Raw genomic sequence first — 20148 nt, 5'->3', positions numbered from 1 at the left:
GTTCTGAGATTATAGCAGCATGTCGTTGTTTTTCCAGTGTATTATTAAGGTATTTTTTAACGATTCTTCTAGTATGTTGATTTCTATCGATCTTCCGCTATTTTGGTAATCCAGCTTGATTTCCAGATCGGCCGCCGGCAAATACCCGGCCCCCATCTGCGGCCACTCAACACAAACCAGTGCCCGCTGCTGCAAGTAGTCGTTGAAACCCAGCCATTCCAGTTCCTCCGGGTCTTTGAGCCGGTATAAATCGAAATGAAATACACTACGGTCGGCAAAACGGTATTCTTCCACCAGGCTGTAAGTGGGGCTTTTGACGGCGCCGTTGTGCCCCATGGCACATAAAAGCCCCCGCATTAAGGTGGTTTTACCCGCTCCCAGATCGCCGCATAAAAACACCAAGCATTTTGGCGGCAACACTTTGCTCAAAGCAGCACCCAACAATTCGGTTTCGTCGCTATCGGTTAATTCGATTTTCATTAATTTAAAAGCTCTCTAATTTTCGGCAATAGATCGCTGGCCAATAGGCCGCGCTCGCCCAGGGTTGCCGCCACACAATCGGCAGCCTCGCCATGCACATAGACCGCCAGTTTTGCCGCGTCCATCAAGGGCAGACCCTGTGCCAGCAACGCCCCGGTAACACCCGCCAATATATCGCCCATACCGCCGCTCGCCATCCCCGGATTGCCGGTACTATTGACCGACAAGCCACTCTGGTCCGCAATCAAGCTGCCCGCCCCTTTTAATACACAGACACCCGCATATTCATTTTGCAATTTTTTGACTGCCGCAAAGCGGTCGGCAGCAATATCATGGGTATTGCAACCCAACAGGCGTGCCGCTTCACCGGGATGCGGGGTCAACACCCAGTTAGCTTTCCGGACGGGATGTAGTGCTAATAAATTCAAAGCATCGGCGTCGACCACGCAGGGTTTATGACTTGCCAGGGCATAATCGAGCATATCGTGCGCCCAACTATCTTGTCCCAAGCCAGGCCCTATAACAATGACGCTAGCCCTTTCCAACAAGAGATGTAAATCACTCGCGGTTTCGGCCGCGTGACACATTAATTCAGGCCTACCGATATTCAATAAATCGACATGCATGGCGCGACTGGCAATGCTGACTAAACCGGCCCCGCTAAATAATGCGGCTTCGCCGGCCAAACGGATAGCCCCGCTAAAGCCCCGGTTGCCACCTATTAACAGTACATGACCAAAATGGCCTTTATGGGCACTGCGAGATCGGCGCTTTAAAGCCGTTTTGTTTGATAGATACGCAGTAATGGGCAGTTGCGCCAAAATCGAATCGGGTACATTTAAACTCGAACAAATGATATCGCCGCAATAATCCCGGGCTTCTCCGGTAAACAGTCCGCATTTCATGGCGATAAAGGTGACGGTGAGATCGGCTTTAACCGCATAACCCAATACGCAACCGGTGTCGGCGTGTAAACCCGACGGCACGTCGATGCTCAACACCGGGCAATCCGAGCGGTTGATATGCAAAATCACCTGCGCATATTCTTCACTGACCGGCCGGCTCAGACCTGTGCCCAATATCGCGTCGACAATAATACCCGCGATTTTTGTCCGGCTATCGAAACTCGATACACGGCCGCCGGCCTGAATAAAATCCCGGTAAACAGTAAAGGCGTCGCCCTTAAGTTGCTCGACGGGAACCAGCGTATAAACCGCGGCATTAAAACCGGCCTCCAAGGCCTGTGTAGCCAGCACATAACCATCGCCGGCATTATTTCCAGCCCCGCAAAACACCGAAACGCAGTCCTGCTCGGGCCATCGTTGCCTTAAGGCGTTAAATGCGGCCAACCCTGCGCTGCGCATCAACTGTAGGCCCGGCATCTGCAAATTATGAATGGCGGTATGTTCCGCCTCGCGAATCTGGGCAACCCGATATAGCGCTTGTGATGATGTTTGCATGGTGTTGTTGTGTAAAATGACCAGGACGACATCATTATATTGCAAGCCAGCCATGCACCCAATCGAAGCAGCGGATTTTCAACAACTTGCCCAACAAATCAAGGCCTGGGGCACGGAAATGGGCTTTCAGCAAATCGGTATCAGCGATACCGATTTAAGCGCCGCCGAAGATTATCTGCGGCAGTGGTTGGCGGAAAACAGACACGGCGAGATGCAATACATGGCCGCGCACGGCTTGAAACGCAGCCGCCCAACCCTATTACAACCCGGCACTCTCAGCATCATTAGCGCCCGCATGGATTACCTGCCGGAAAACTCCGGCCACAGCCACGACTTACTGGACAAGCCCGCTGCAGCTTTCGTGTCACGCTATGCGCTGGGCCGCGATTACCACAAGTTGATGCGTAACCGTCTGCAAAAACTGGCCGATAAAATTGCTGCCGAAATCGGCCGGTTCGGCTACCGGGCCTTTGTCGACAGCGCGCCGGTACTGGAAAAAGCCATCGCCGAAAAAGCCGGACTGGGCTGGATAGGCAAACACAGTAATTTGATTAACCGCCGAGCCGGATCCTGGTTTTTTCTAGGTGAAATTTATACCGACCTACCCTTGCCAGACGACTCTGCCGCCAGCAATCATTGCGGCCAATGCCGTGCTTGTCTGGACATTTGTCCCACCCAGGCCATTGTGGCACCCTATCAAGTCGACGCACGCCGCTGCGTATCGTATTTGACCATCGAATTGCACGGTAGCATTCCGGAACAGTATCGCCCGCTATTGGGCAACCGAATCTACGGCTGTGACGATTGCCAATTGATCTGTCCTTGGAATCGGTTTGCCAAACTCAGCACGGAAGCAGATTTCAAACCGAGGCACCATTTGGATAACAGCACTTTGCTGGAACTATTCGCTTGGTCGGAAAGCGAGTTTTTGCAAAAAACCGAAGGCTCGGCGATTCGGCGTATCGGCCATCAGCGTTGGCTGCGAAATATTGCCGTGGCACTGGGCAATGGCTTGCCGAGCGAAGCCAGCAAAACCGCGCTAAAAGCCAAGCTGCGGCATGATAGCGAACTAGTGCGCGAGCATGCTGATTGGGCCTTGCAACGGTTGAACGCCCCTCAAACGCCGACTAAAATATCGCTTTGACCGCGCCAACTTCCGTGCAGCGTCGGTATCGGCCGAATAGCTCAGATGCGCAGTTCCGGTTTGATAGGCTTTGCTAACGCGCCGAATCGCGTAAACAATCTATTTCCTCAGAAATGCTTGCATAACTGTCTACGGCATACGTTGTTTTTTTGCTTTTCACGTATAATATTTGCCAATTTTCAAGCTTACTCGACTGAGGAAATATGAGCATCACACTGTCTAACCGCGTCAAAGCCGTCAAGCCATCACCGACTTTAGCCATCACTGCCCGGGCAGCCGCCATGCGTGCCGCCGGCAAGGATATTATTGGTTTGGGCGCCGGTGAACCCGACTTTGATACGCCGGACCATATCAAGGCGTCAGCAGTCAATGCGCTAAACAACGGCTTTACCAAATACACCGCGGTTGACGGCATACCCAGCTTGAAAAAAGCCATTGCGCAAAAATTTAAAAACGACAATGGCCTGGATTACGAGCTGAAGCAGATTTTGGTCTCCAGCGGCGGCAAACAAAGTTTTTACAATCTGGCCCAAGCGCTATTGAACCCCGGCGATGAGGTTATCATTCCCGCGCCTTACTGGGTTTCCTACCCGGACATGGTGTTATTGGCCGACGGCGTGCCGGTAATCGTGGAAGCCGGCCAATCGCAAAACTTCAAGATTACTCCAGCGCAATTACGTGCCGCCATTACCGATAAAACCCGCTTGTTCGTGATCAACAGTCCGTCTAATCCAACCGGCGCAGCCTACAGCCTGGATGAACTGAAAGCACTGGGCGAAGTTTTGCAGGACTTCCCCGAGGTATTGATCGCCACAGATGATATGTACGAACACGTCCTGTGGAACAAAGGCGAATTCGTTAATATCCTGAACGCGCGCCCGGATTTTTACCCGCGCACCATGGTATTAAACGGCGTTTCCAAAGCCTATTCCATGACCGGTTGGCGGATAGGCTATTGCGCGGGGCCCGCGGATTTGATCAAAGCCATGAGCATCATTCAATCGCAAAGTACGTCCAACCCCACCTCCATCTCGCAAGTCGCCGCCGAAACCGCCCTGACGGGCGATCAAAGCTGCATCGATACCATGTTGGTGGAGTTTAAAAAGCGCCACGACTTTGTGGTGGCCGAGCTGAATAGCATCGATGGCATCGAGTGCCTGCCCACCGACGGCACATTTTACGTGTTCCCGAATGTGGCAAAACTGTTTAACAAGCTGGACGGCATAGACGACGATGTACAGTTTGCGGAATATTTGATCGAAAAAGCCGGTGTGGCGCTGGTGCCGGGCTCCGCGTTCGGCTGCCCAGGCCACATCCGTATTTCGATTGCCACCAGCATGGCTAATCTGGAAAACGCCTTGGCTCGGATAAAACAGGCCGTTTAACCCGACTATACAAAAAACCCGCAAGTGCTGCGTTAGCCTCGCGGGTTTTCATGACGATTTTGAATCGTCTTGGCCGGATTGCGCCTCAAATCAATAATCCTTCTTCTATCGGCACATAGCGGTCGGCTGCCTGTATCAAGGTTTGCGCGGTTAATGTGGCTACGCCGTAAACTTCCGAACTGACTCGATAACGCTCTCGGGCTCTTTCCAGCAACAACTGAAAATCGCCGTCACCCGACAGTAAAATGACAGTATCGACCTGCTCGGCCATTTCCAGCACGTCCAAAGTAATTCCGACATCCCAATCGCCTTTCGCCGATCCGTCGCTGCGTTGAATATAAGGCTTGAGCTTGACCTGAAAACCGATGTCTTTGAGGATTTGCTGAAAACCGCGTTGCCTGGCATCGCCTCTTTCAATAGCATATGCATAAGCGGCCACAACTTGGCGACCGGCGGTGGCTTGTTGCCAAAAAGCACTATAGTTGAAATGTTTTTGATAGCGATGCCGGCAGGTGTAATAGATATTTTGCACATCGGCAAAAATCGCTACCTTTTGCATCCGAGGTTATTTTAAAAACGAACAGCAGTAGTCGCTGGGCATTTTAACTTTCATCGTGAATGCGGCATTGCCGGGCACATTGAAAGCTTCGCCGCCCTTGATGGTTTGCCAGCCGCTACCGGGTAACAGCACGTCCAGCTCGCCTGCCAGAATTTCCATCAACTCCGGATCGGCGGTGTTGAAAGTGTATTCGCCCGGCTGCATGAAACCCAGGGTTTTTTTGCTGCCATCGGCAAACATAATGGTACGGCTATTTACTTTGCCGTCGAAATATACATTGGCTTGCTTGACGATGGTGACGTTTTGAAATTCTGACATTGCGCGTATCTGCTGGTGAAAAAGTCGCGCATCATAACAGATCAGTTCATTTTTTTAATCACAAAAAGCCGCGGCGCGTGCGCTTGATGGTGTTGGCTGTAAACGGTTTGCACGATATAACTAGCGGAATCGAGCTGCTGCAACCAGTGCGTCAACCTACTGGTTTCCTCATCGCCGCCGGCGTGGCCGGGATAGGCCATTACCGTAATGACGCCCTGCTCAGCCAATAAACGGCATCCGGCGTCGATGGCTTGCAAAGTAGTTTGAGTTTTGGTAATCACGCTTTTATCCGTGCCTGGCAGATATCCCAGATTGAACATGATGGCCTTAACGCTGCCGTGAAATTCTTGCGGAATGCGTTTAGCCATATCGGCATGACTAGCGTGAAACAAAATAGTCTGTGCGGATAAATCCTGCTGCCGCATGCGTTGCCGGGTAATCCGCAGGGCTTGGGTTTGTACATCGAACCCAAAGACTTGTCCCGCACGGCCCACGCATTCGGCTAAAAACACGGTGTCGTGACCATTACCGACAGTAGCGTCGACAGCCACATCGCCTTTCCGAAGATATTCCAGAATAATACTGTGGGCCGTCTCAGCGAAGGAAATGCGTTTCATAATAACGTTGGATGTTAACCGCTATCGGCAATAAAGCGTGCTTTTGCAGAGCCGCTACGAATTGCTTTGCATGCCAGGGAATAGCCAAACTCCCCTTGGCACCGAAACCGTTAAAAATATGCAGATTAGCGTACTGTGGGTGCGAGCCGATAAACGGCTGTTTATCTAAGGTGGTGGGCCTGACCCCGACGTGCTGCGCCGTCACTACGATAGGCATTAAACCCGGCATAATCCCGGCTATGCCTTGCAAAAGCGTATGTTTGGCAAGTTCCGTTGGCCGGGTATCGGTTTGGCCTGGCTGAAAAGTAGCGCCGAGTTTAAATTGTTGCGCATCCATTGGGATCATCCAATGACCGTAGTTGATAATTTGTTCCGGGCGCTTTGCCGCGCTGCGGCAGCGCAATATTTCGCCTTTCGCCGGCTGGAAAGGCAGACCGCCAAACCAGGGGTTTTGGTTAGCATGGTGTCCTTCGCAAAAAACGATATGCTTAGGTGAAAATTCTCGCCAGCTTAAGTTGGGGTGTAAAATCAGCTCGTTATAATTGAAGTCAGCTTGCCGGTAACTGGCCTTAGCGATCAAAAAATTCCGCAGATGCGCCAGCAACAAGCCGGTTTTTAAATAACCGGTCTGCGCTTGCCGCAAAACACCATAGGGCGCTTTAATGGCATCAGTCGCATCCGGATAAGCCGCCAAAAAAGCTTGGTAATCGGGCTGATTTAAACGCTGTTCAGCGGCGCGCTGCTCGCGGACATTATTTAAAATCCGCAGCATGGGCAAGGCTACAAAAAAATGCTGTTGGAATACTTCGGACAACACCCGATAACACTGCATTGCGGCAGGCAATAGATCGAGAACATCCGAGTTTTTTACCAAGCGTTGCCCGGTAACCGGGTTTATCAGGCCGGCCGCTACCTGCGAGGCGTTCTCACGACCGTTGTCGATCACGATTACGCGCATTTCCTGGCGGATCAACTCCCACGCCAGCAAACTACCGGCCAATCCCTGACCAACAATCAAAACATCAATCGGCATGCTTGGGGGTCAAAGCCTCGGCGCTAAACACAATCCCATCCCAGCCGTCGCGTAAGAAATGGCGGATGTTTTGATGATCCGTACCCTCTGGATTTTCCTGCACATCTTTCCGATAGTAATCGCCGAACAGTGCCAATGTTTGCCTTTGATTCAAGCCGTTTAATTTAGCAAAGGCAAAAATTTTACATGACCCTTCATTCTGTCCCGCCGCATTGACCAAAGGCTGTTGAATACCGTTACTGAATTGGCAAGGTTGATAATCATAATGCTCCGCGATGACGGCCATAGTATCTTTAAAATCAATGTTTTGATCCGACTCGACAAGGGCAATAAAATCTTTTAATTTCATTAAAATACACCTAATGTTATTGATAATTAAGTTCCGTGTCATATAATGACGGAGTGAAAATCAGTTCATTTCTTGGAAAGAAAGGCTAATTATAAAACCCGCAGGCAGCTGCAACAGCGTTAAAAATACTGTTACATTTCGCCTGTACACTATGGGTTTTTCTATACCGTATTGTAAAGACCGTACGGATGACAATCTTACAACTCATAAAGGAATACGTTTTGAAACAGCAACTTATAATTTTTTTAATTTTTGCCTTGGTTGCCTGTAAAACTTTTGCCCAAACAGAATTTCCGCTTACCCCCACTGAACTTCCGCAAACCCAAACCGAACCGACAGCGCTTCAACCCGAAGCCAAAACCGACGTTGTTATCCTGAAAGACCCCGAAATATTAGCGACTTACCTACTTGCTCCCGGCGACGCCATTGAAATTACGGTCTGGAAAGAAGAGGGCCTGCAGCAACAGCAATTTTTGATTGGCCCCGATGGCAATATCGTTTACCCACTGATTGGAACCATTACGGCGGCGGGCAGGACCATTAGCGACCTTAACGAACTGTTGAGCGTTAAGCTGGCGGATTATATTGCCGACCCATCCGTTAGCGTGAAATTATTGAATAATCAAGGCAATGCCATTTTTGTAATCGGCAAAGTCAATAAGCCCGGCCAAGTGTTTGCCGGCAGACGTATCGATGTTCTGCAAGCCTTAAGTATGGCGGGTGGCCTGACCGTATTTGCCAATGAAAGCAATATCAACATTCAGCGCCGCATCGGCAATGAAATCAGAGTTTTTCCTTTTGATTACAGCAACGTTATAGACGGCGAGGATTTGGATCAAAACATTCTGCTGGAGCCGGGAGACACTATCACCGTACCTTAAGGACAAGGTAGATAGAGTTTGTACAGATGAAATTCAAGACGAAGCAGTTGCTTCCTGTCCTGGTTGTGTTTAGTCATAACTGCCAAGCGTTTGACTGGTTGTTCGAACCAAACTTCGGCGCAACCGAACGCTACACTGACAACCTGCGCATGCAGATCAATCCAACCCGCGACAATTTTGTTACTACGCTGTCGCCGGGCGTATTGCTCGGCTACATGGCTGAAAACCATGCCTTGAACACTACATTCAAATGGAATGAACTGATTTATCACGGCGAATCCAACCTGAACTTTTCCGAAAAAATCGCCAATATCGAACATCAATATACTGGCGAGCGTTTTAAAACAGATTTATCTGCACGCTACGCCGAACAGTCAACCATCAATACCCAGCTGGATCTGACCGACAACGCCTTCAACCTGCAACTTCAGATTCCCAAAACCACCCGCTCGGTTTCGCCGACACTCACCTATAACTTAAATGAGCGCGATGCACTTCAACTGTCGTATAACTACATAGATGTTACTTTCGAAAAGACGCCAGGGTTAACTACCAGCCGTTCATTTTCCGATTACTCTAATCAACAATACGCCGCAACCTTAACACATGGCTTCTCAGAACGATTTTCGGTCAATTTAACCGGTTCTTATTCCCTGTTCAGCACATCCGGTGAAAATCCTCCTGGTTTTTATCTAAATACTCCTTTTCCAGTCACTTCCGGTTTTAGCCAAAAGGCCACTACCTTTAATTATCAAGCCGGCTTTCAGTATGCTTATGATGAACGGACACGGTTATCCTTGTCCGCCGGCATCAGGGATACCACTACAGATGTTAGCTCCTTTCAGAACATCGATTTTTTCGGATTACCGCCTAGTCAATTTGGATTACCTAACCAACCTACTGTATCTACTCAATCATCCAAAACCAGCGGCAACGTATTTTCGGGCGACTTCAATCGAAAATACGATTGGGGCAGTATTGATTTAAAAGGTTCACGACAATTATCTCCAGCAAGTACTAGCGGCCAACGCAACACCACCTCCTTCTCTGCAAACGCTCGTTACAACTTAACCGAACGCTGGAGTTCGGGTATAAACGCCAGCTACCTGTTATCCGAATCGACCGCCACGATCAACAATAGCACCAACAATACCAGGACCATGATAACCCTGACGCCCAACATCCAATGGCGCTGGACTCCGGAAATTAACTTAAACTTGTCTTATTCGTATCGCCAACTGGAATTCGGTTCCATTAATCAAACCGCCTTTGGCAACAATATACAACTACAATTTTCTTACCAACCACAAATCAATCGCCAGGTGAAATAACGTGGAAATCAAACCCCCGACATTAAAGATTATCTGAAGATAGTCAAAAAGCGCCGTAGATTTTTAATCATTCCGCTTGTTGTCATCGCCTTACTAAGCATTGTTTTAGCCGTAGCGCTACCATCGGTATTTAGTTCCACGGCCACCATTTTGATCGAAGAACAAGAGATCCCTTCCGAATTGGTCAGATCGACGGTTACTACTTTTGCGGATCAGCGTATCCAGATTATCAGTCAGCGCATCATGTCGCGCTCCAATCTGGTCGAAATCATCAAAAAATACGATCTATACGCCGACGACCGCAAATCCAAACCGGAAGAAGTCATTTTGGAGAAAATGCGTGAACGGATTAAAGTCGAAACCATTAGCGCGGACGTTATCGATCCGCGCAATGGCGCCCCCACCAAAGCCACCATAGCTTTTGTACTGGCTTTCGACGATCATTCGCCCATCCTGGCCCAAAAAGTGGCGAACGAATTAACGTCTTTGTTTTTAAAAGAAAATATCAAATCCAGAACGGAGTCAGCAGAAAATGCCGCCCTGTTTCTGGGTGAAGAGGCCCGCCGTCTCAAAGTAAAAATTCAGGAACTGCAAGCCAAACTGGCCACTTTTAAAGAACAAAACCTGCAACAACTGCCGGAAATCAATCAATTGAATCAACAGGAATTGACGTCCCTGACCAACCAACTGATGAGTCTGGATACTCAGGAACGCAATGCATTAGACCGGCGCTTTTATCTGGAAGGACAACTGGCGCAAATAGACCCGAATGCCATGGCCACCAATGCGGCAGGCAACCGGGTATTCGATATGAAAGACCGTTTAAAAGAATTGCAGTCCCAATATCCTTCTCTATTGGCACGTTATTCCGATAACCATCCGGATGTGATTAAAACCAAACGCGAAATCGAGTCATTACAAAAAGAGATCGGCTCCAATACCGATTTAAATAAAATGAATGCCGAATTGACCGAGAATAAAGCCGAACTGGCAGTGTTACTGAAGCAATATTCAGACAAACATCCCGACGTGATCAAACTGCAAAAACAAATCTCATCCTTGCAACAAGCGCTGATCGAGGCCAGTCAAAACAACTATTCCAATGTTGCCTTGGAACCGGACAACCCCGCTTACATTACCCTTAGATCCCAGCTGGACGCGGCGAATTCAGATATCAAATCGATAGAGATTACCCGCGGAAAAATTCGGAACCGCATCGAAGAATTGCGAAATAACCTCATGCAATCGCCTTTGGTCGAAAAAGATTATATGGATTTGGTGCAAGAGCTGAATAATACCAATCAGCGCTATCAGGAAGTCAGTGTCCGGGAAATGGAAGCCCAAATCTCGCAACAACTGGAAATTGAAAAGAAAGGCGAGCGCTTTACTTTGATTGATCCACCGCAAGAGCCTCTGGAACCGGTCAGCCCTAATCGCATGGCCATTCTTTTCCTGGGGTTTGTATTGGCCATTGGCGGCGGCTTCGGTACCGTGGCGTTAGCCGAGATGATGGATGCCAGTATACACAGCGAAAAAACCATCACTAATATCTTGGGCGTAGCGCCGCTGGCCACTATCCCTTATCTCGAAAGCCGGGTAGAAAAACAAAAATATCAAACTCGGCGCCGGACCCTCATGTTGGGCGCCTTGATTACGGCGCTTGCCGCCACGTTGATTTTCCACTTCCTGTTCATGCCTCTGGATGTATTTTGGTACAAACTACTCCGCGTGGCAGGCGGCTTATAACTAACCGAGATCAGCCATGAATTCCATTCAAACATTAGCAGATAAAAACCAACCATCGAATGCCGGGTCTGGCGATGCCAATCGGGACGGCCTCAATGTCGCCTATAGCCAAACCCGGGTACATACACCCAACCAACAACTGCTCAAGGAAAACCGTATTATTTCGGCTTTTACGCCCGGACCTTGGCTGGAAGCCTATCGCATGTTGCGGACCCGCTGCTTGCAGAGCATGGACTCAATGGAATGGAAAACCCTAGCCATTACCAGTACCAGCGACAAAACCGGCAATAGTCTGACCGCTGCCAATTTAGCCATCAGTATTGCCATGGAACTGGATAAAACGGCGTTATTGGTCGATGCCAATTTTTTGAACCCGGCCATTGCGAATTTGTTCGGTATTCAAACCGATACCGGCCTCAGCGATTATTTGTTACACGATAAAGAAATCAGCTCGATGCTGATCAATCCAGGCATAGACCGCTTGGTCGTATTGCCCGCCGGTAAGCCGCTGTTTAATTCGACGGAAATGTTACGCTCACCGAAAATGGTACGTTTGGTCAATGAACTGAAAAGCCGTTATCCTTCCCGTATCATTATTTTCGATATGCCGCCTATTTTGTCTCACGACGACACCTTGGGCTTTTCGCCCTATGTGGATTGCGTGTTACTGGTGGTGGAGGAAGGTAAAACGAAAAGCGACGAACTTAAGCATGCCGCCACCTTGTTAAAAGATATTAATGTACTGGGTACGGTATTCAATAAATCAACCGATCATAAAATCCCTTTCCAGGATTAATCCCATTGCCCTGGTTTGCCGCAACCAACCGCAAACCATCAAGCTTTCAGTATAAACCAAGGCTGCCGCGATGGCGGCAGCCTGTATCGGCAAAATTAACCGCCTTGTTTAATTTTCTCCAAAGCCTGTTTCGCCTCATCCATGCCGTCAAACTTGGCTTTTGATTCCAGCGCTTTTTGCAAATGCTGCTCAGCTTTGCCGGTGTCATTCTGTTTGACATACAGCATGCCGATATGGAAATTGGTAATGACTGAATCAGGTGCCGCTTGCAATGCCTTAGACAGCAAGTTTGCAGCCAATTCCAATTTATCCTGTTTATAGGCAATCCAGCCTACCGTATCCAAAAAGTTGGCATTATTGGATTTTGCCAACGGTTCCGCCATTTTAGCGGCACGCTCCAGGTTTTCCGGGCTATCCGCATAATCAGACAAATAGCTTGCCAGATTATTGACGGCTAAAGCTGACTGTGGATACCGCTTATACGCATCTTCATATAGCGCCAGGGCTTTGTCATGCTCGCCACCGGCATGGTAAAGCCTGGCCAAATCTTCCACCAACTCCATCGAACCTTTGGTTTTTTCTATCCCTGTGGTATAGATTTTAATGGCTTCCGATTTGTTTTTTTGCATTAACTCGGACAAGGCCAGATTACGATAAGGGCTGAACCATTCAGGTTTAATTTGCATGGCTTTATTGAAAGCCGTTTTGGCTTCGGCGAATTTCTGCTCGCTGAGATAAACACCGCCTAACAAGTTATCGGCAATAAAATGATCCGGATATTTTTTTATCACCTGCTGTAGCTCGGATACCGCCTTGGCCGGTTGTTTTTGCGCCATGTAAGTTTTGACTATTTCAGTCAACGGTTCGATAGCATCCGGTTTTTTGACCAAAGCCTGTTTAAAAGCCTCAATAGCTGAATCCAGCTTGCCTTCCGCTTGGTAACCTAAGCCGGACATATAAAAACCGGCCGCGTCGTCCGGAAAGGTTTGTTGAACTTGCTTGGCTACGCCCTGGGCTTTATCCCATTGCTTTTTGGCAACCTCCAACTTGAACAGACTCTCTAATCCTTTATGACTTTTGGGATTGGCTTTCAAAAGCTCGGTGATTTGCTGTCTGGCCAAATCTTCCTTACCTGCCTGTAAATGCAGACTGGCCAGATCCAAGCGTGCGGTTTCATCGCCCGGCGCAATAGCCACCACTTTTTCCATATTCTCTTTGGCTAATTCGGGTTCCTTATTGCGCAGATGCGCCGCCGCCAATAGTTTTAATACATTGACGTTATTGGGTTGATCAACCAATACCGAACGGAAATCGCCAATCGCATCGTCGATTTTATTTTCCGCCAGGGCAAACTGGCCACGTAAAGTCAACGCTTCGCCATCTCTTGGATTAGCCTCCAATACTTCTTTGTTCAAAGCCTTGGCTTCGTCAACGCGTTTACCGGCAGCATAAAAGGAAGCCAGTTTGTTGCGGGCAGTAAGACCATTCGGGCCTAATTTATCGGCCTCTATGATTTGTTTAAGGGTTTCTTCGGCTTTATCCGCGTGTTTATTGGCCAGCTGCAAGGAAGCCAACTTAAATTTCAGTACATAATCGTCGGGTCTTTGCTCAATAAACGGCAATAACTCGGCAATCGCCACATCCAAGCTGCGTTTTTCAACTAGAAAATCGATCAAATTGGTTTTGGCACTATCATTTTCCGGCAACTTTTCCACGGCGTCGCGTAATGTGGATTCCGCTTTATCCAGCTGATTAGTACCCACCTGAAACAGAGCCAGATTTTTGTAATGCAGCACTTCGTTCGGTTGAACCTTGACGATGGATTCCAATAACGCTTCCGCTTCGGGAATCTGTTTGTTGCGAGCGTAGATACCCACCAGCATGGTACGCAGATTCACGCTATCGGGCTTTTTTTCTATGGCTTGTTTTAACAGGGTAACAGCATCGTCGATTTGGTTGCTTTTGACCTTGATGGACGCCAACATCAAAATTGCCGAAGCATCGTCCGGGCTTTTTTGCAGGGCTTTATCGACGAAGGCAATCGCGGCATCGCTATTGTTTTTGGCCATTTGTACGCCGGCATTCAACACCAGCGCCTCGACATTATCAGGTTCCTTGGCTAAGGCCTCATTGGCCATTTTTTCGGCCTCATCGATTGCCCGGTTCAATAATAATAACTGTCCTACCCTCACCCGGGCCATGACATGATTTTCATCATTTGCCACGACGGTGTTGTATTCCTTAAATGCCTTTTCTATATGGCCTTGTTTACTCAGTGTTTCAGCCATTTGGAAACGGCTTTCCCAGTTTTTAGGGTCAATCTGTAACACATTTTTGTAAGCCAGCTGGGCTTTTTCGTAATCGCCGGCTTGATACAATTGACTGCCTTCCTCCATGTATTTGGCTTTACGTTCATCGGCGCCATCGCAGGCTACCAGTCCAGTACTCAATACAGCAATACCTAGATTTTTCAGAATAGTTTTTTTACTTGTCATGTACATCTTGATTCCATTTGCTACGGGTTCTTGGATTTAATCCGGGATAACGTTACTGCTTATTCAATTTTAACTGATTTAGCGTTCTGAAAAGGACGGATTTACCCTAATTAAAGCCGCCATGGTGCGGCAAGTTGACGCAGCAGCGGAGCTAATGCGAGGTATTGTCTGGACAGCCGGGTTGGCAAGCGCTATTCTCGCCATTCACAAAAACCAGCTACCATGGAGTCTGCATGCCGCTAACACCTGCGATATTTCCCCAGTTATTAGAAGCGATATCCGCCACGCTCAACGACCATGCCGAGACCGTAACGGAATTGGACCAAGCCATTGGCGATGGCGATCATGTGTTTAATTTACAGCGCGGCCTAGAGGCCTTGCAAAGCCACGCTACGGAAATCGCCAACCTGGATTGGCCGGCGGCCTGGCAAAAAATCGGCATGACGGTGATGGCGGCAATCGGCGGGGCATCGGGCTCTTTATACGCAACGTTATTTATCGCTCTACACAAAAACAGCAAAGATAAACCGGCGGGTATGCAGACTTTTGCCGAAGCGTTTCAGTTAGCAGTAGAAGCCGTCAAGCATCGCGGTAAGGCGGATGTGGGTGAAAAAACCATGCTGGACGTTTGGGTACCGGTAGCAAAAACCTTGAAACAGGCCGTATCCGAAGGCAAAGACTTAAACGCTATTTTAGATCAGGTCTGTACTACGGCCGAAGTCGGTGTGGAAAGTACCCGCGACATGCTGGCTACCAAAGGCCGGGCTTCATTTTTAGGCGAGCGCAGCAAAGGACATATCGATGCCGGTGCCAAAACCGCACAATTGATGATCGCGGCAATTGCCCAGCAAATCAGATCCGCGTCATAATCGCCACAGGCGGAAATCATCCTCCGCCTGCATCGATCGCATCAATTAACAACCCCAGCGTAAGGCAGCGGTATTAACCGGTGCGTCCCACAAACCCAGCATTTCTTCATCTAATAGGGTCAGGGTTAGCGAACAACCGGCCATATCCAGCGATGTGGTGTAGTTTCCCACCAACGAACGCTGGATATTCAAGCCGCGTTTTTGCCAATACCGCCAAGCCAACTCATACACCAAATGCAATTCCACCAATGGCGTACCGCCGAATCCGTTTACATGCAATAAAACCGCCTGACCGGCCTCTGGGTGTAACTCCTCCTGAATATGCCCGGCAATTTGCTCGATCATTTCGCTGGCGGGTAACAACTTACCGGTTTCCCGTCCGCGTTCGCCATGAATGCCCACGCCTATTTCGATTTCATCCTCCGCTATCTCGAAGGTGGGATGACCCAAGGCCGGCACAGTGCAACTGCTCAAGGCGATACCCATGGAAGCGGTAGCTTGCACCACGCGTTCACCCAGTGCTTTACAGGCTGCCAAGTCATAGCCTTGTTCGGCGGCGGCACCGACGATTTTTTCTACCATTACCGTACCAGCCACCCCACGCCGGCCTATCGGATGATCCTTGGGGAGTGAAACATCATCATTGACCAATACACTGGCATTCGGGCCATCCAGCATTTCCGCCGCCATTTCAAAATTCATCACGTCGCCGGCGTAATTTTTGACGATAAACAACACCCCTGCTCCGCCGTCAACCGCTTGAGCCGCCGCCAGCATTTGGTCGGGCGTAGGCGAAGTAAAAATCTGCCCGGGACAAGCCGCATCCAGCATACCGTAACCGACAAATCCCGCGTGTAACGGTTCATGTCCGGAGCCGCCCCCGGAAATCAAAGCCACTTTGCCGACTTTTCGCTGTTTACAACTGACAAAATTCGGTTCGGTATGTAATTCAACAATATCGGCATGGGCCTTGGCGAAGCCTTGCAAACTGGTATCCAACAAAGTGGCGGGGTTGTCGATAAATTTTTTCATGTTTGTCTCCTTTTTGTTATTGGCGCAGGGCTTCAGTCAGTTCCCGTATATCCTGCATCACCCAAGTCGGACCGTAATCAAGCGCTTGAATATCGCTTTCACGCGAAATACCAGACAAGACCAGCACGCTGCGGATGCCGGTCCGTACCGCGCCCAAAATATCGGTATCGAGGCGATCGCCAATCGCCACCACACCTTCGGGGGCCACCGACAATAGGGTTAGCGCTTGCTGATAGATAATAGGTGCCGGTTTGCCGATGGTGGTGGGGACAACACCGGTGGCGGCGGTAAGCGCCGCCAAGGCCGCACCGTTACCGGGTAAAAAGCCGCGCTCGGTGGGCAGTGTGACGTCGCCGTTACTGGCATAGAAACCCGCACCGGCCTGAATATGCAGCGCCGCTGTACATAGTTTTTCCCAAGTTAAGGTTTTATCCAAACCGCTGACGACCAATTGCACGGCTTCCAGGTCATTTTCGCCTGCCAATATGAAGCCTTTATCCAGTAGAGGCTGCCTCAAGCCGGCACTGCCGATCACATAAACCCGTGTCGCCGATGGTTTATAACGTTCGGACAAATACAAGGCCGTAGCCATACCCGATGTTAATATTTCCTGGATATCAATTTCAACCAGCATGCCGGACAACTTGCTGACATATTGCTCCGCAGTGATACTGGCATTATTAGTGGCCAGTACAAACGGCAGTTTCAAATCTCTTAGCGTATCAAAAAATGCAGCCAGTCCCGGCAGCGCTCGATCGCCATGCCAGAGCACGCCATCCATATCGATGATGAAGCCGCCAATATCGGTAAAACCTAGCATAATGCTCTATATAGTTATTAAAAATTGATTTAACAGAATTGCATAAACGCCAGGGAGTGTCCAGCCAACCCGTTCATCGTGACTACCGGCGCTAGCGGACCCTGAACTTTTAAGATTGATTTGACAAGCAGTTTCGAGAAACCAACGCAGTAAAGCCAATCGAGACAAGCTTCCAACACGTTTTTGTAGTTGACTAAAAGCCAATAACCCTGTTTAATGCGCGGCTCTTGACGGGCCCAGGTAGCTCAGTCGGTAGAGCAGAGGACTGAAAATCCTCGTGTCGACAGTTCGATTCTGTCCCTGGGCACCATCTTTAAATATCAACAACCCCTTCTCTCCTTCAAGTTGCTAAATTTCTATCAGGTTGTTCATTTAAAATAACGAATGACTGATTAGCCGCATACTTACAACGTTCTATCGGCCTTATCTCGGCTCCTGATTGAATATATAGTTTCAGGCTTGACCGATATATTAGGACCATCAATAATAAATAAATTACCGATTAATAATATATAGATAAACTATATATTGCAGCTTGAATTGACAGCCCTAAACTTAAGCTCGTAACAAATAATAAGTTTTGTGATGCATATAACAAATTAACCGAGACCGACTACACTGTATTGTAGTTGTTTACTTGGGTATCCATTATAGGGGGCAGTCATGAAAATTGACTTAAAACAAAATAGTACTCTGCGAAATGGAGCCGCTAGAGACCAACGATTTTCATCACGAATCGATAAAGTTTCGCTTGCATCATTTGTCTTGCTTGCTGCGGCCTTGAGCGGGCAGACCGTTGAGGCGCAAACTTTCAATGACGCTAGTACCGCGGAGCTTGACCGAATTTGCCGAAATCCCGGGGGCCTAGGAACAGGAAATCTGGATACAATCTGCTCTGCATTGCAAGCAGGGGGCACAACCGCCGCTGCGGGGATAGGCAGTCAGTCACAACCAAGTTCGCTCCTTATCTCCCAGCAACAATTAAAAGACGCACAAACCCAGAAAGAACGAAAAAAAAGACCGCCCGCTTCGGCCGACGTTATTGCAGCGCAATGGGGGAAATTCAGCACATTTTTAACCGCCGGCGCTACAACGCTTCGGCATTATCAAAACCCCTTTGAGGACGGCTATAACGCATCCATCCCGGCTGTAACGCTAGGCGGCGGTTACGCCATTCTCAATAACCTGGAAGTGGGACTGGCGTTCAACTATGCCAATGCAAAAGGTAATTACAATTCCGGCGGCGGATTCGATAGCAACTCATACACGCCGCTACTGTATATCAACTACCTGCCCTTTGATAATGCATTTGCCAACCTTGCCCTAAGTTATACGCGAAGAAACCAAACCACAGACCGATTTGCCGTTGCCGGAACAACCGGAGGAACGCCAACAACTATTGGAGGAATTACTACCGGAAACTTCAACGCCAATCAATATACTCTTAACTTTTTAAGCGGCTACGACTTTGCGATTGACAATATCACGATCGGACCAAGAGTCGGCGTCGATGTTCGGCAATGGGAAATAAACAGTTATCACGAATCCTCAAACACAGGCTTGGAGTTACGCTATAACGATCAACATCAAACCTCGTTACAAACCACCCTAGGCCTATTCGCCTCCTCCGCGCATAGTTTTTCGTTCGGCGTTATAGTGCCGCAAGTCAACGTTGCCTGGGTTCATGAACATGCCAACGATTCGCGCATCATTAATGCGCATTTCATTCAGGCGGCCGACTCAACGACGGGTCCCGGCTTTTTCTTTCAGACCGAAAACCCTGCCCGCGACTGGGCCTTGATCGATGTCGGAGCTTCACTGCTGATGCAGAAAGGCCTACAGGCGTTTGCCAACTTTACAACCATACAGGGCAATAGTAACTTTGAAAGCTATGGCGGCAATGTCGGTGTAAGAATGGAGTGGTAATACCAGCAAGAATCAGTTTTTGGATACCAATGCGGCTGCCGTTTGCTTTAAGGCGGCCAACCCTATTCGCTCGCGTCATCCAAAATACTTGTCCATAGTCGCTCCCAGCAACACAGATGATCGTATTCGTCTATGACGATCAATCGCGAGCCTAAATGCTTGGCTGCCGCCGCCATCAATGACGCCGGCACGATGTCATCCTCGGCACCGGCATAATGATACTGTTTAATCGCTGGATCAAGTGGTGCAACCGCCGCCGGATTTAGAGAACCTTTGAGATCATCGTTTTCGGTATAAGCGGCCCAGACTTCCATATCCAGATTTGCAGCGACTGTGACTACAGCAACCGTTTCCGCTAACCGCGAAGCAAGCAGTACGGCCAGCGCGCCGCCGCCGCTGTGGCCAAACAAGACGACATTCCGGTAGTTACCTTGCCGTAACAATTGTTTAATTACCTCAAGCAAACTGGCTACCACCTGCTGCCCATATCGATGACTTAGCCAAAATCGGCTGGAGCAGGCATGATTCGTCCGCATGCCGTGATAGCAGGGCCTTCCCACATAAGCCGCCGGGGCCCGATCTAAATTCATTAGCCTTAACATCAAGGTATTACGGGGAGTCGGATCATCCGCTGGCCGACCGGCGATCCATGGGATACCGTCACCATCGAGATAAATATGCAGGGATTTTGATGATCTTCCCGATTTGCTATAAATCACATGCTGGAAGCGAGTACCGCTCATTACTGCGCGCTTAAAGTGCAGCAAACCGGCGTGGCGGGCATATTCTTCCGCAACCGTTGCACACCCTGCCCCAAGGAATATGCAGACAGAAACAATCGCTACGCCTTTGAGTGAAACGAACCCTATGCGTCGAGCTACCTGAAACTGACTTAAATTGATTAAAG

20 protein-coding genes and 1 tRNA gene are annotated in these 20148 nt (G+C 49.1%); 10 read left to right on the top strand and 11 right to left on the bottom strand.

Annotation, left to right across the window (positions count from 1 at the left end; translation table 11 throughout):
• Window positions 1-9 precede the first annotated feature (9 nt).
• Both tsaE and M0R33_RS10320 read right to left on the bottom strand, forming a co-directional pair.
• On the bottom strand, window positions 10-480 hold the full coding sequence (tsaE, locus tag M0R33_RS10325; RefSeq protein ID WP_292568462.1) for a tRNA (adenosine(37)-N6)-threonylcarbamoyltransferase complex ATPase subunit type 1 TsaE: 471 nt from the start codon (window positions 478-480) through the stop codon (window positions 10-12).
• Window positions 480-1940 (bottom strand): NAD(P)H-hydrate dehydratase, encoded by a 1461-nt coding sequence (locus M0R33_RS10320; RefSeq protein ID WP_292568460.1) that lies wholly within the window; start codon window positions 1938-1940, stop codon window positions 480-482. Before M0R33_RS10320 ends, tsaE begins: the two co-directional genes overlap by 1 nt.
• A 52-nt stretch (window positions 1941-1992) precedes the next feature.
• Between M0R33_RS10320 and queG the strand changes: the two genes are divergently transcribed.
• Both queG and M0R33_RS10310 read left to right on the top strand, forming a co-directional pair.
• Window positions 1993-3084 (top strand): tRNA epoxyqueuosine(34) reductase QueG, encoded by a 1092-nt coding sequence (gene queG / locus M0R33_RS10315; protein ID WP_292568458.1) that lies wholly within the window; start codon window positions 1993-1995, stop codon window positions 3082-3084.
• Between the two features lie 203 nt (window positions 3085-3287).
• Complete coding sequence (locus M0R33_RS10310) at window positions 3288-4469, top strand: pyridoxal phosphate-dependent aminotransferase (protein ID WP_292568457.1); 1182 nt, start codon at window positions 3288-3290, stop codon at window positions 4467-4469.
• Between the two features lie 85 nt (window positions 4470-4554).
• Here the strand turns inward: M0R33_RS10310 and M0R33_RS10305 are convergent, their stop codons facing one another.
• The 5 genes from M0R33_RS10305 to M0R33_RS10285 are packed head-to-tail and all read right to left on the bottom strand — an operon-like array spanning window position 4555 to window position 7345.
• Window positions 4555-5028 carry an NYN domain-containing protein gene (locus tag M0R33_RS10305; RefSeq protein WP_292568455.1) on the bottom strand — a complete coding sequence of 158 codons (474 nt, stop codon included), beginning with the start codon at window positions 5026-5028 and terminating at the stop codon, window positions 4555-4557.
• 6 nt (window positions 5029-5034) lie between these two features.
• Window positions 5035-5346, bottom strand: coding sequence for a pyrimidine/purine nucleoside phosphorylase (locus tag M0R33_RS10300; RefSeq protein WP_292568453.1), 312 nt, complete (start codon window positions 5344-5346; stop codon window positions 5035-5037).
• Window positions 5347-5387: 41 nt separating this feature from the next.
• Complete coding sequence (locus M0R33_RS10295) at window positions 5388-5963, bottom strand: class I SAM-dependent methyltransferase (RefSeq protein ID WP_292568451.1); 576 nt, start codon at window positions 5961-5963, stop codon at window positions 5388-5390.
• Complete coding sequence (locus M0R33_RS10290) at window positions 5941-6996, bottom strand: FAD-dependent oxidoreductase (protein WP_292568449.1); 1056 nt, start codon at window positions 6994-6996, stop codon at window positions 5941-5943. The genes M0R33_RS10295 and M0R33_RS10290 overlap by 23 nt, the downstream gene beginning before the upstream one ends.
• The gene (locus tag M0R33_RS10285) at window positions 6986-7345 is read right to left on the bottom strand and encodes a HopJ type III effector protein (RefSeq protein WP_292568447.1); all 360 of its coding nucleotides are present in this window, start codon (window positions 7343-7345) and stop codon (window positions 6986-6988) included. The genes M0R33_RS10290 and M0R33_RS10285 overlap by 11 nt, the downstream gene beginning before the upstream one ends.
• Before the next feature lie 221 nt (window positions 7346-7566).
• On the opposite strand from M0R33_RS10285, the gene M0R33_RS10280 reads away from it, so the two are divergent.
• The 4 genes from M0R33_RS10280 (at window position 7567) to M0R33_RS10265 (ending at window position 12099) form a co-directional block, all read left to right on the top strand.
• The gene (locus tag M0R33_RS10280) at window positions 7567-8226 is read left to right on the top strand and encodes a polysaccharide biosynthesis/export family protein (protein WP_292568445.1); all 660 of its coding nucleotides are present in this window, start codon (window positions 7567-7569) and stop codon (window positions 8224-8226) included.
• Between the two features lie 26 nt (window positions 8227-8252).
• Complete coding sequence (locus M0R33_RS10275) at window positions 8253-9557, top strand: hypothetical protein (protein ID WP_292568443.1); 1305 nt, start codon at window positions 8253-8255, stop codon at window positions 9555-9557.
• Window positions 9558-9707: 150 nt separating this feature from the next.
• A complete protein-coding gene (locus M0R33_RS10270) occupies window positions 9708-11303 on the top strand; it encodes a lipopolysaccharide biosynthesis protein (RefSeq protein ID WP_292568441.1) in 1596 nt (531 codons plus the stop codon).
• Window positions 11304-11319: 16 nt separating this feature from the next.
• Entirely contained in the window at window positions 11320-12099 is a 780-nt protein-coding gene (locus M0R33_RS10265) for a CpsD/CapB family tyrosine-protein kinase (RefSeq protein ID WP_292568439.1), read from the top strand.
• A 95-nt stretch (window positions 12100-12194) separates the two neighbouring features.
• On the opposite strand, the gene M0R33_RS10260 is transcribed toward M0R33_RS10265, so the two are convergent.
• On the bottom strand, window positions 12195-14594 hold the full coding sequence (locus tag M0R33_RS10260) for a tetratricopeptide repeat protein (RefSeq protein WP_292568437.1): 2400 nt from the start codon (window positions 14592-14594) through the stop codon (window positions 12195-12197).
• A 233-nt stretch (window positions 14595-14827) separates the two neighbouring features.
• On the opposite strand from M0R33_RS10260, the gene dhaL reads away from it, so the two are divergent.
• Window positions 14828-15463, top strand: coding sequence for a dihydroxyacetone kinase subunit DhaL (gene dhaL / locus M0R33_RS10255; RefSeq protein ID WP_292568435.1), 636 nt, complete (start codon window positions 14828-14830; stop codon window positions 15461-15463).
• Window positions 15464-15508: 45 nt separating this feature from the next.
• On the opposite strand, the gene dhaK is transcribed toward dhaL, so the two are convergent.
• On the bottom strand, window positions 15509-16495 hold the full coding sequence (gene dhaK, locus M0R33_RS10250) for a dihydroxyacetone kinase subunit DhaK (RefSeq protein WP_292568433.1): 987 nt from the start codon (window positions 16493-16495) through the stop codon (window positions 15509-15511).
• 16 nt (window positions 16496-16511) lie between these two features.
• Complete coding sequence (locus M0R33_RS10245; protein WP_292568431.1) at window positions 16512-17315, bottom strand: HAD-IIA family hydrolase; 804 nt, start codon at window positions 17313-17315, stop codon at window positions 16512-16514.
• A 234-nt stretch (window positions 17316-17549) separates the two neighbouring features.
• Between M0R33_RS10245 and M0R33_RS10240 the strand changes: the two genes are divergently transcribed.
• A tRNA-Phe gene (locus M0R33_RS10240) sits at window positions 17550-17625 on the top strand.
• Window positions 17626-17978: 353 nt separating this feature from the next.
• Window positions 17979-19241 carry an autotransporter outer membrane beta-barrel domain-containing protein gene (locus M0R33_RS10235; protein ID WP_292568429.1) on the top strand — a complete coding sequence of 421 codons (1263 nt, stop codon included), beginning with the start codon at window positions 17979-17981 and terminating at the stop codon, window positions 19239-19241.
• Between the two features lie 62 nt (window positions 19242-19303).
• Here M0R33_RS10235 and M0R33_RS10230 read toward each other — a convergent pair whose 3' ends face one another.
• Window positions 19304-19831: an alpha/beta hydrolase gene (locus tag M0R33_RS10230; RefSeq protein ID WP_292568427.1), complete on the bottom strand. Its 528-nt coding sequence runs from the start codon at window positions 19829-19831 to the stop codon at window positions 19304-19306.
• Window positions 19832-19960: 129 nt separating this feature from the next.
• Between M0R33_RS10230 and M0R33_RS10225 the strand changes: the two genes are divergently transcribed.
• The gene (locus M0R33_RS10225; protein WP_292568425.1) at window positions 19961-20098 is read left to right on the top strand and encodes a hypothetical protein; all 138 of its coding nucleotides are present in this window, start codon (window positions 19961-19963) and stop codon (window positions 20096-20098) included.
• Window positions 20099-20148: the final 50 nt, after the last annotated feature.

The sequence above is a fragment of the Methylomonas sp. genome, from assembly GCF_023228165.1.
In the GTDB taxonomy this organism is placed as follows: Bacteria; Pseudomonadota; Gammaproteobacteria; order Methylococcales; family Methylomonadaceae; genus Methylomonas.
Note: the sequence above shows the minus strand (reverse complement) of the source record. Positions and strands in the feature narration are given on the sequence as shown.

Excerpts from the sequence above, each read along its gene's own strand:
- tsaE (WP_292568462.1), bottom strand. The coding sequence starts at position 480 with ATGAAAATCGAATTAACCGATAGCGACGAAACCGAATTGTTGGGTGCT.
- M0R33_RS10320 (WP_292568460.1), bottom strand. The coding sequence starts at position 1,940 with ATGCAAACATCATCACAAGCGCTATATCGGGTTGCCCAGATTCGCGAG.
- queG (WP_292568458.1), top strand. The coding sequence starts at position 1,993 with ATGCACCCAATCGAAGCAGCGGATTTTCAACAACTTGCCCAACAAATC.
- M0R33_RS10310 (WP_292568457.1), top strand. The coding sequence starts at position 3,288 with ATGAGCATCACACTGTCTAACCGCGTCAAAGCCGTCAAGCCATCACCG.
- M0R33_RS10305 (WP_292568455.1), bottom strand. The coding sequence starts at position 5,028 with ATGCAAAAGGTAGCGATTTTTGCCGATGTGCAAAATATCTATTACACC.
- M0R33_RS10300 (WP_292568453.1), bottom strand. The coding sequence starts at position 5,346 with ATGTCAGAATTTCAAAACGTCACCATCGTCAAGCAAGCCAATGTATAT.
- M0R33_RS10295 (WP_292568451.1), bottom strand. The coding sequence starts at position 5,963 with ATGAAACGCATTTCCTTCGCTGAGACGGCCCACAGTATTATTCTGGAA.
- M0R33_RS10290 (WP_292568449.1), bottom strand. The coding sequence starts at position 6,996 with ATGCCGATTGATGTTTTGATTGTTGGTCAGGGATTGGCCGGTAGTTTG.
- M0R33_RS10285 (WP_292568447.1), bottom strand. The coding sequence starts at position 7,345 with ATGAAATTAAAAGATTTTATTGCCCTTGTCGAGTCGGATCAAAACATT.
- M0R33_RS10275 (WP_292568443.1), top strand. The coding sequence starts at position 8,253 with ATGAAATTCAAGACGAAGCAGTTGCTTCCTGTCCTGGTTGTGTTTAGT.
- M0R33_RS10265 (WP_292568439.1), top strand. The coding sequence starts at position 11,320 with ATGAATTCCATTCAAACATTAGCAGATAAAAACCAACCATCGAATGCC.
- M0R33_RS10260 (WP_292568437.1), bottom strand. The coding sequence starts at position 14,594 with ATGACAAGTAAAAAAACTATTCTGAAAAATCTAGGTATTGCTGTATTG.
- dhaL (WP_292568435.1), top strand. The coding sequence starts at position 14,828 with ATGCCGCTAACACCTGCGATATTTCCCCAGTTATTAGAAGCGATATCC.
- dhaK (WP_292568433.1), bottom strand. The coding sequence starts at position 16,495 with ATGAAAAAATTTATCGACAACCCCGCCACTTTGTTGGATACCAGTTTG.
- M0R33_RS10245 (WP_292568431.1), bottom strand. The coding sequence starts at position 17,315 with ATGCTAGGTTTTACCGATATTGGCGGCTTCATCATCGATATGGATGGC.
- M0R33_RS10235 (WP_292568429.1), top strand. The coding sequence starts at position 17,979 with ATGAAAATTGACTTAAAACAAAATAGTACTCTGCGAAATGGAGCCGCT.
- M0R33_RS10230 (WP_292568427.1), bottom strand. The coding sequence starts at position 19,831 with ATGAATTTAGATCGGGCCCCGGCGGCTTATGTGGGAAGGCCCTGCTAT.
- M0R33_RS10225 (WP_292568425.1), top strand. The coding sequence starts at position 19,961 with ATGCTGGAAGCGAGTACCGCTCATTACTGCGCGCTTAAAGTGCAGCAA.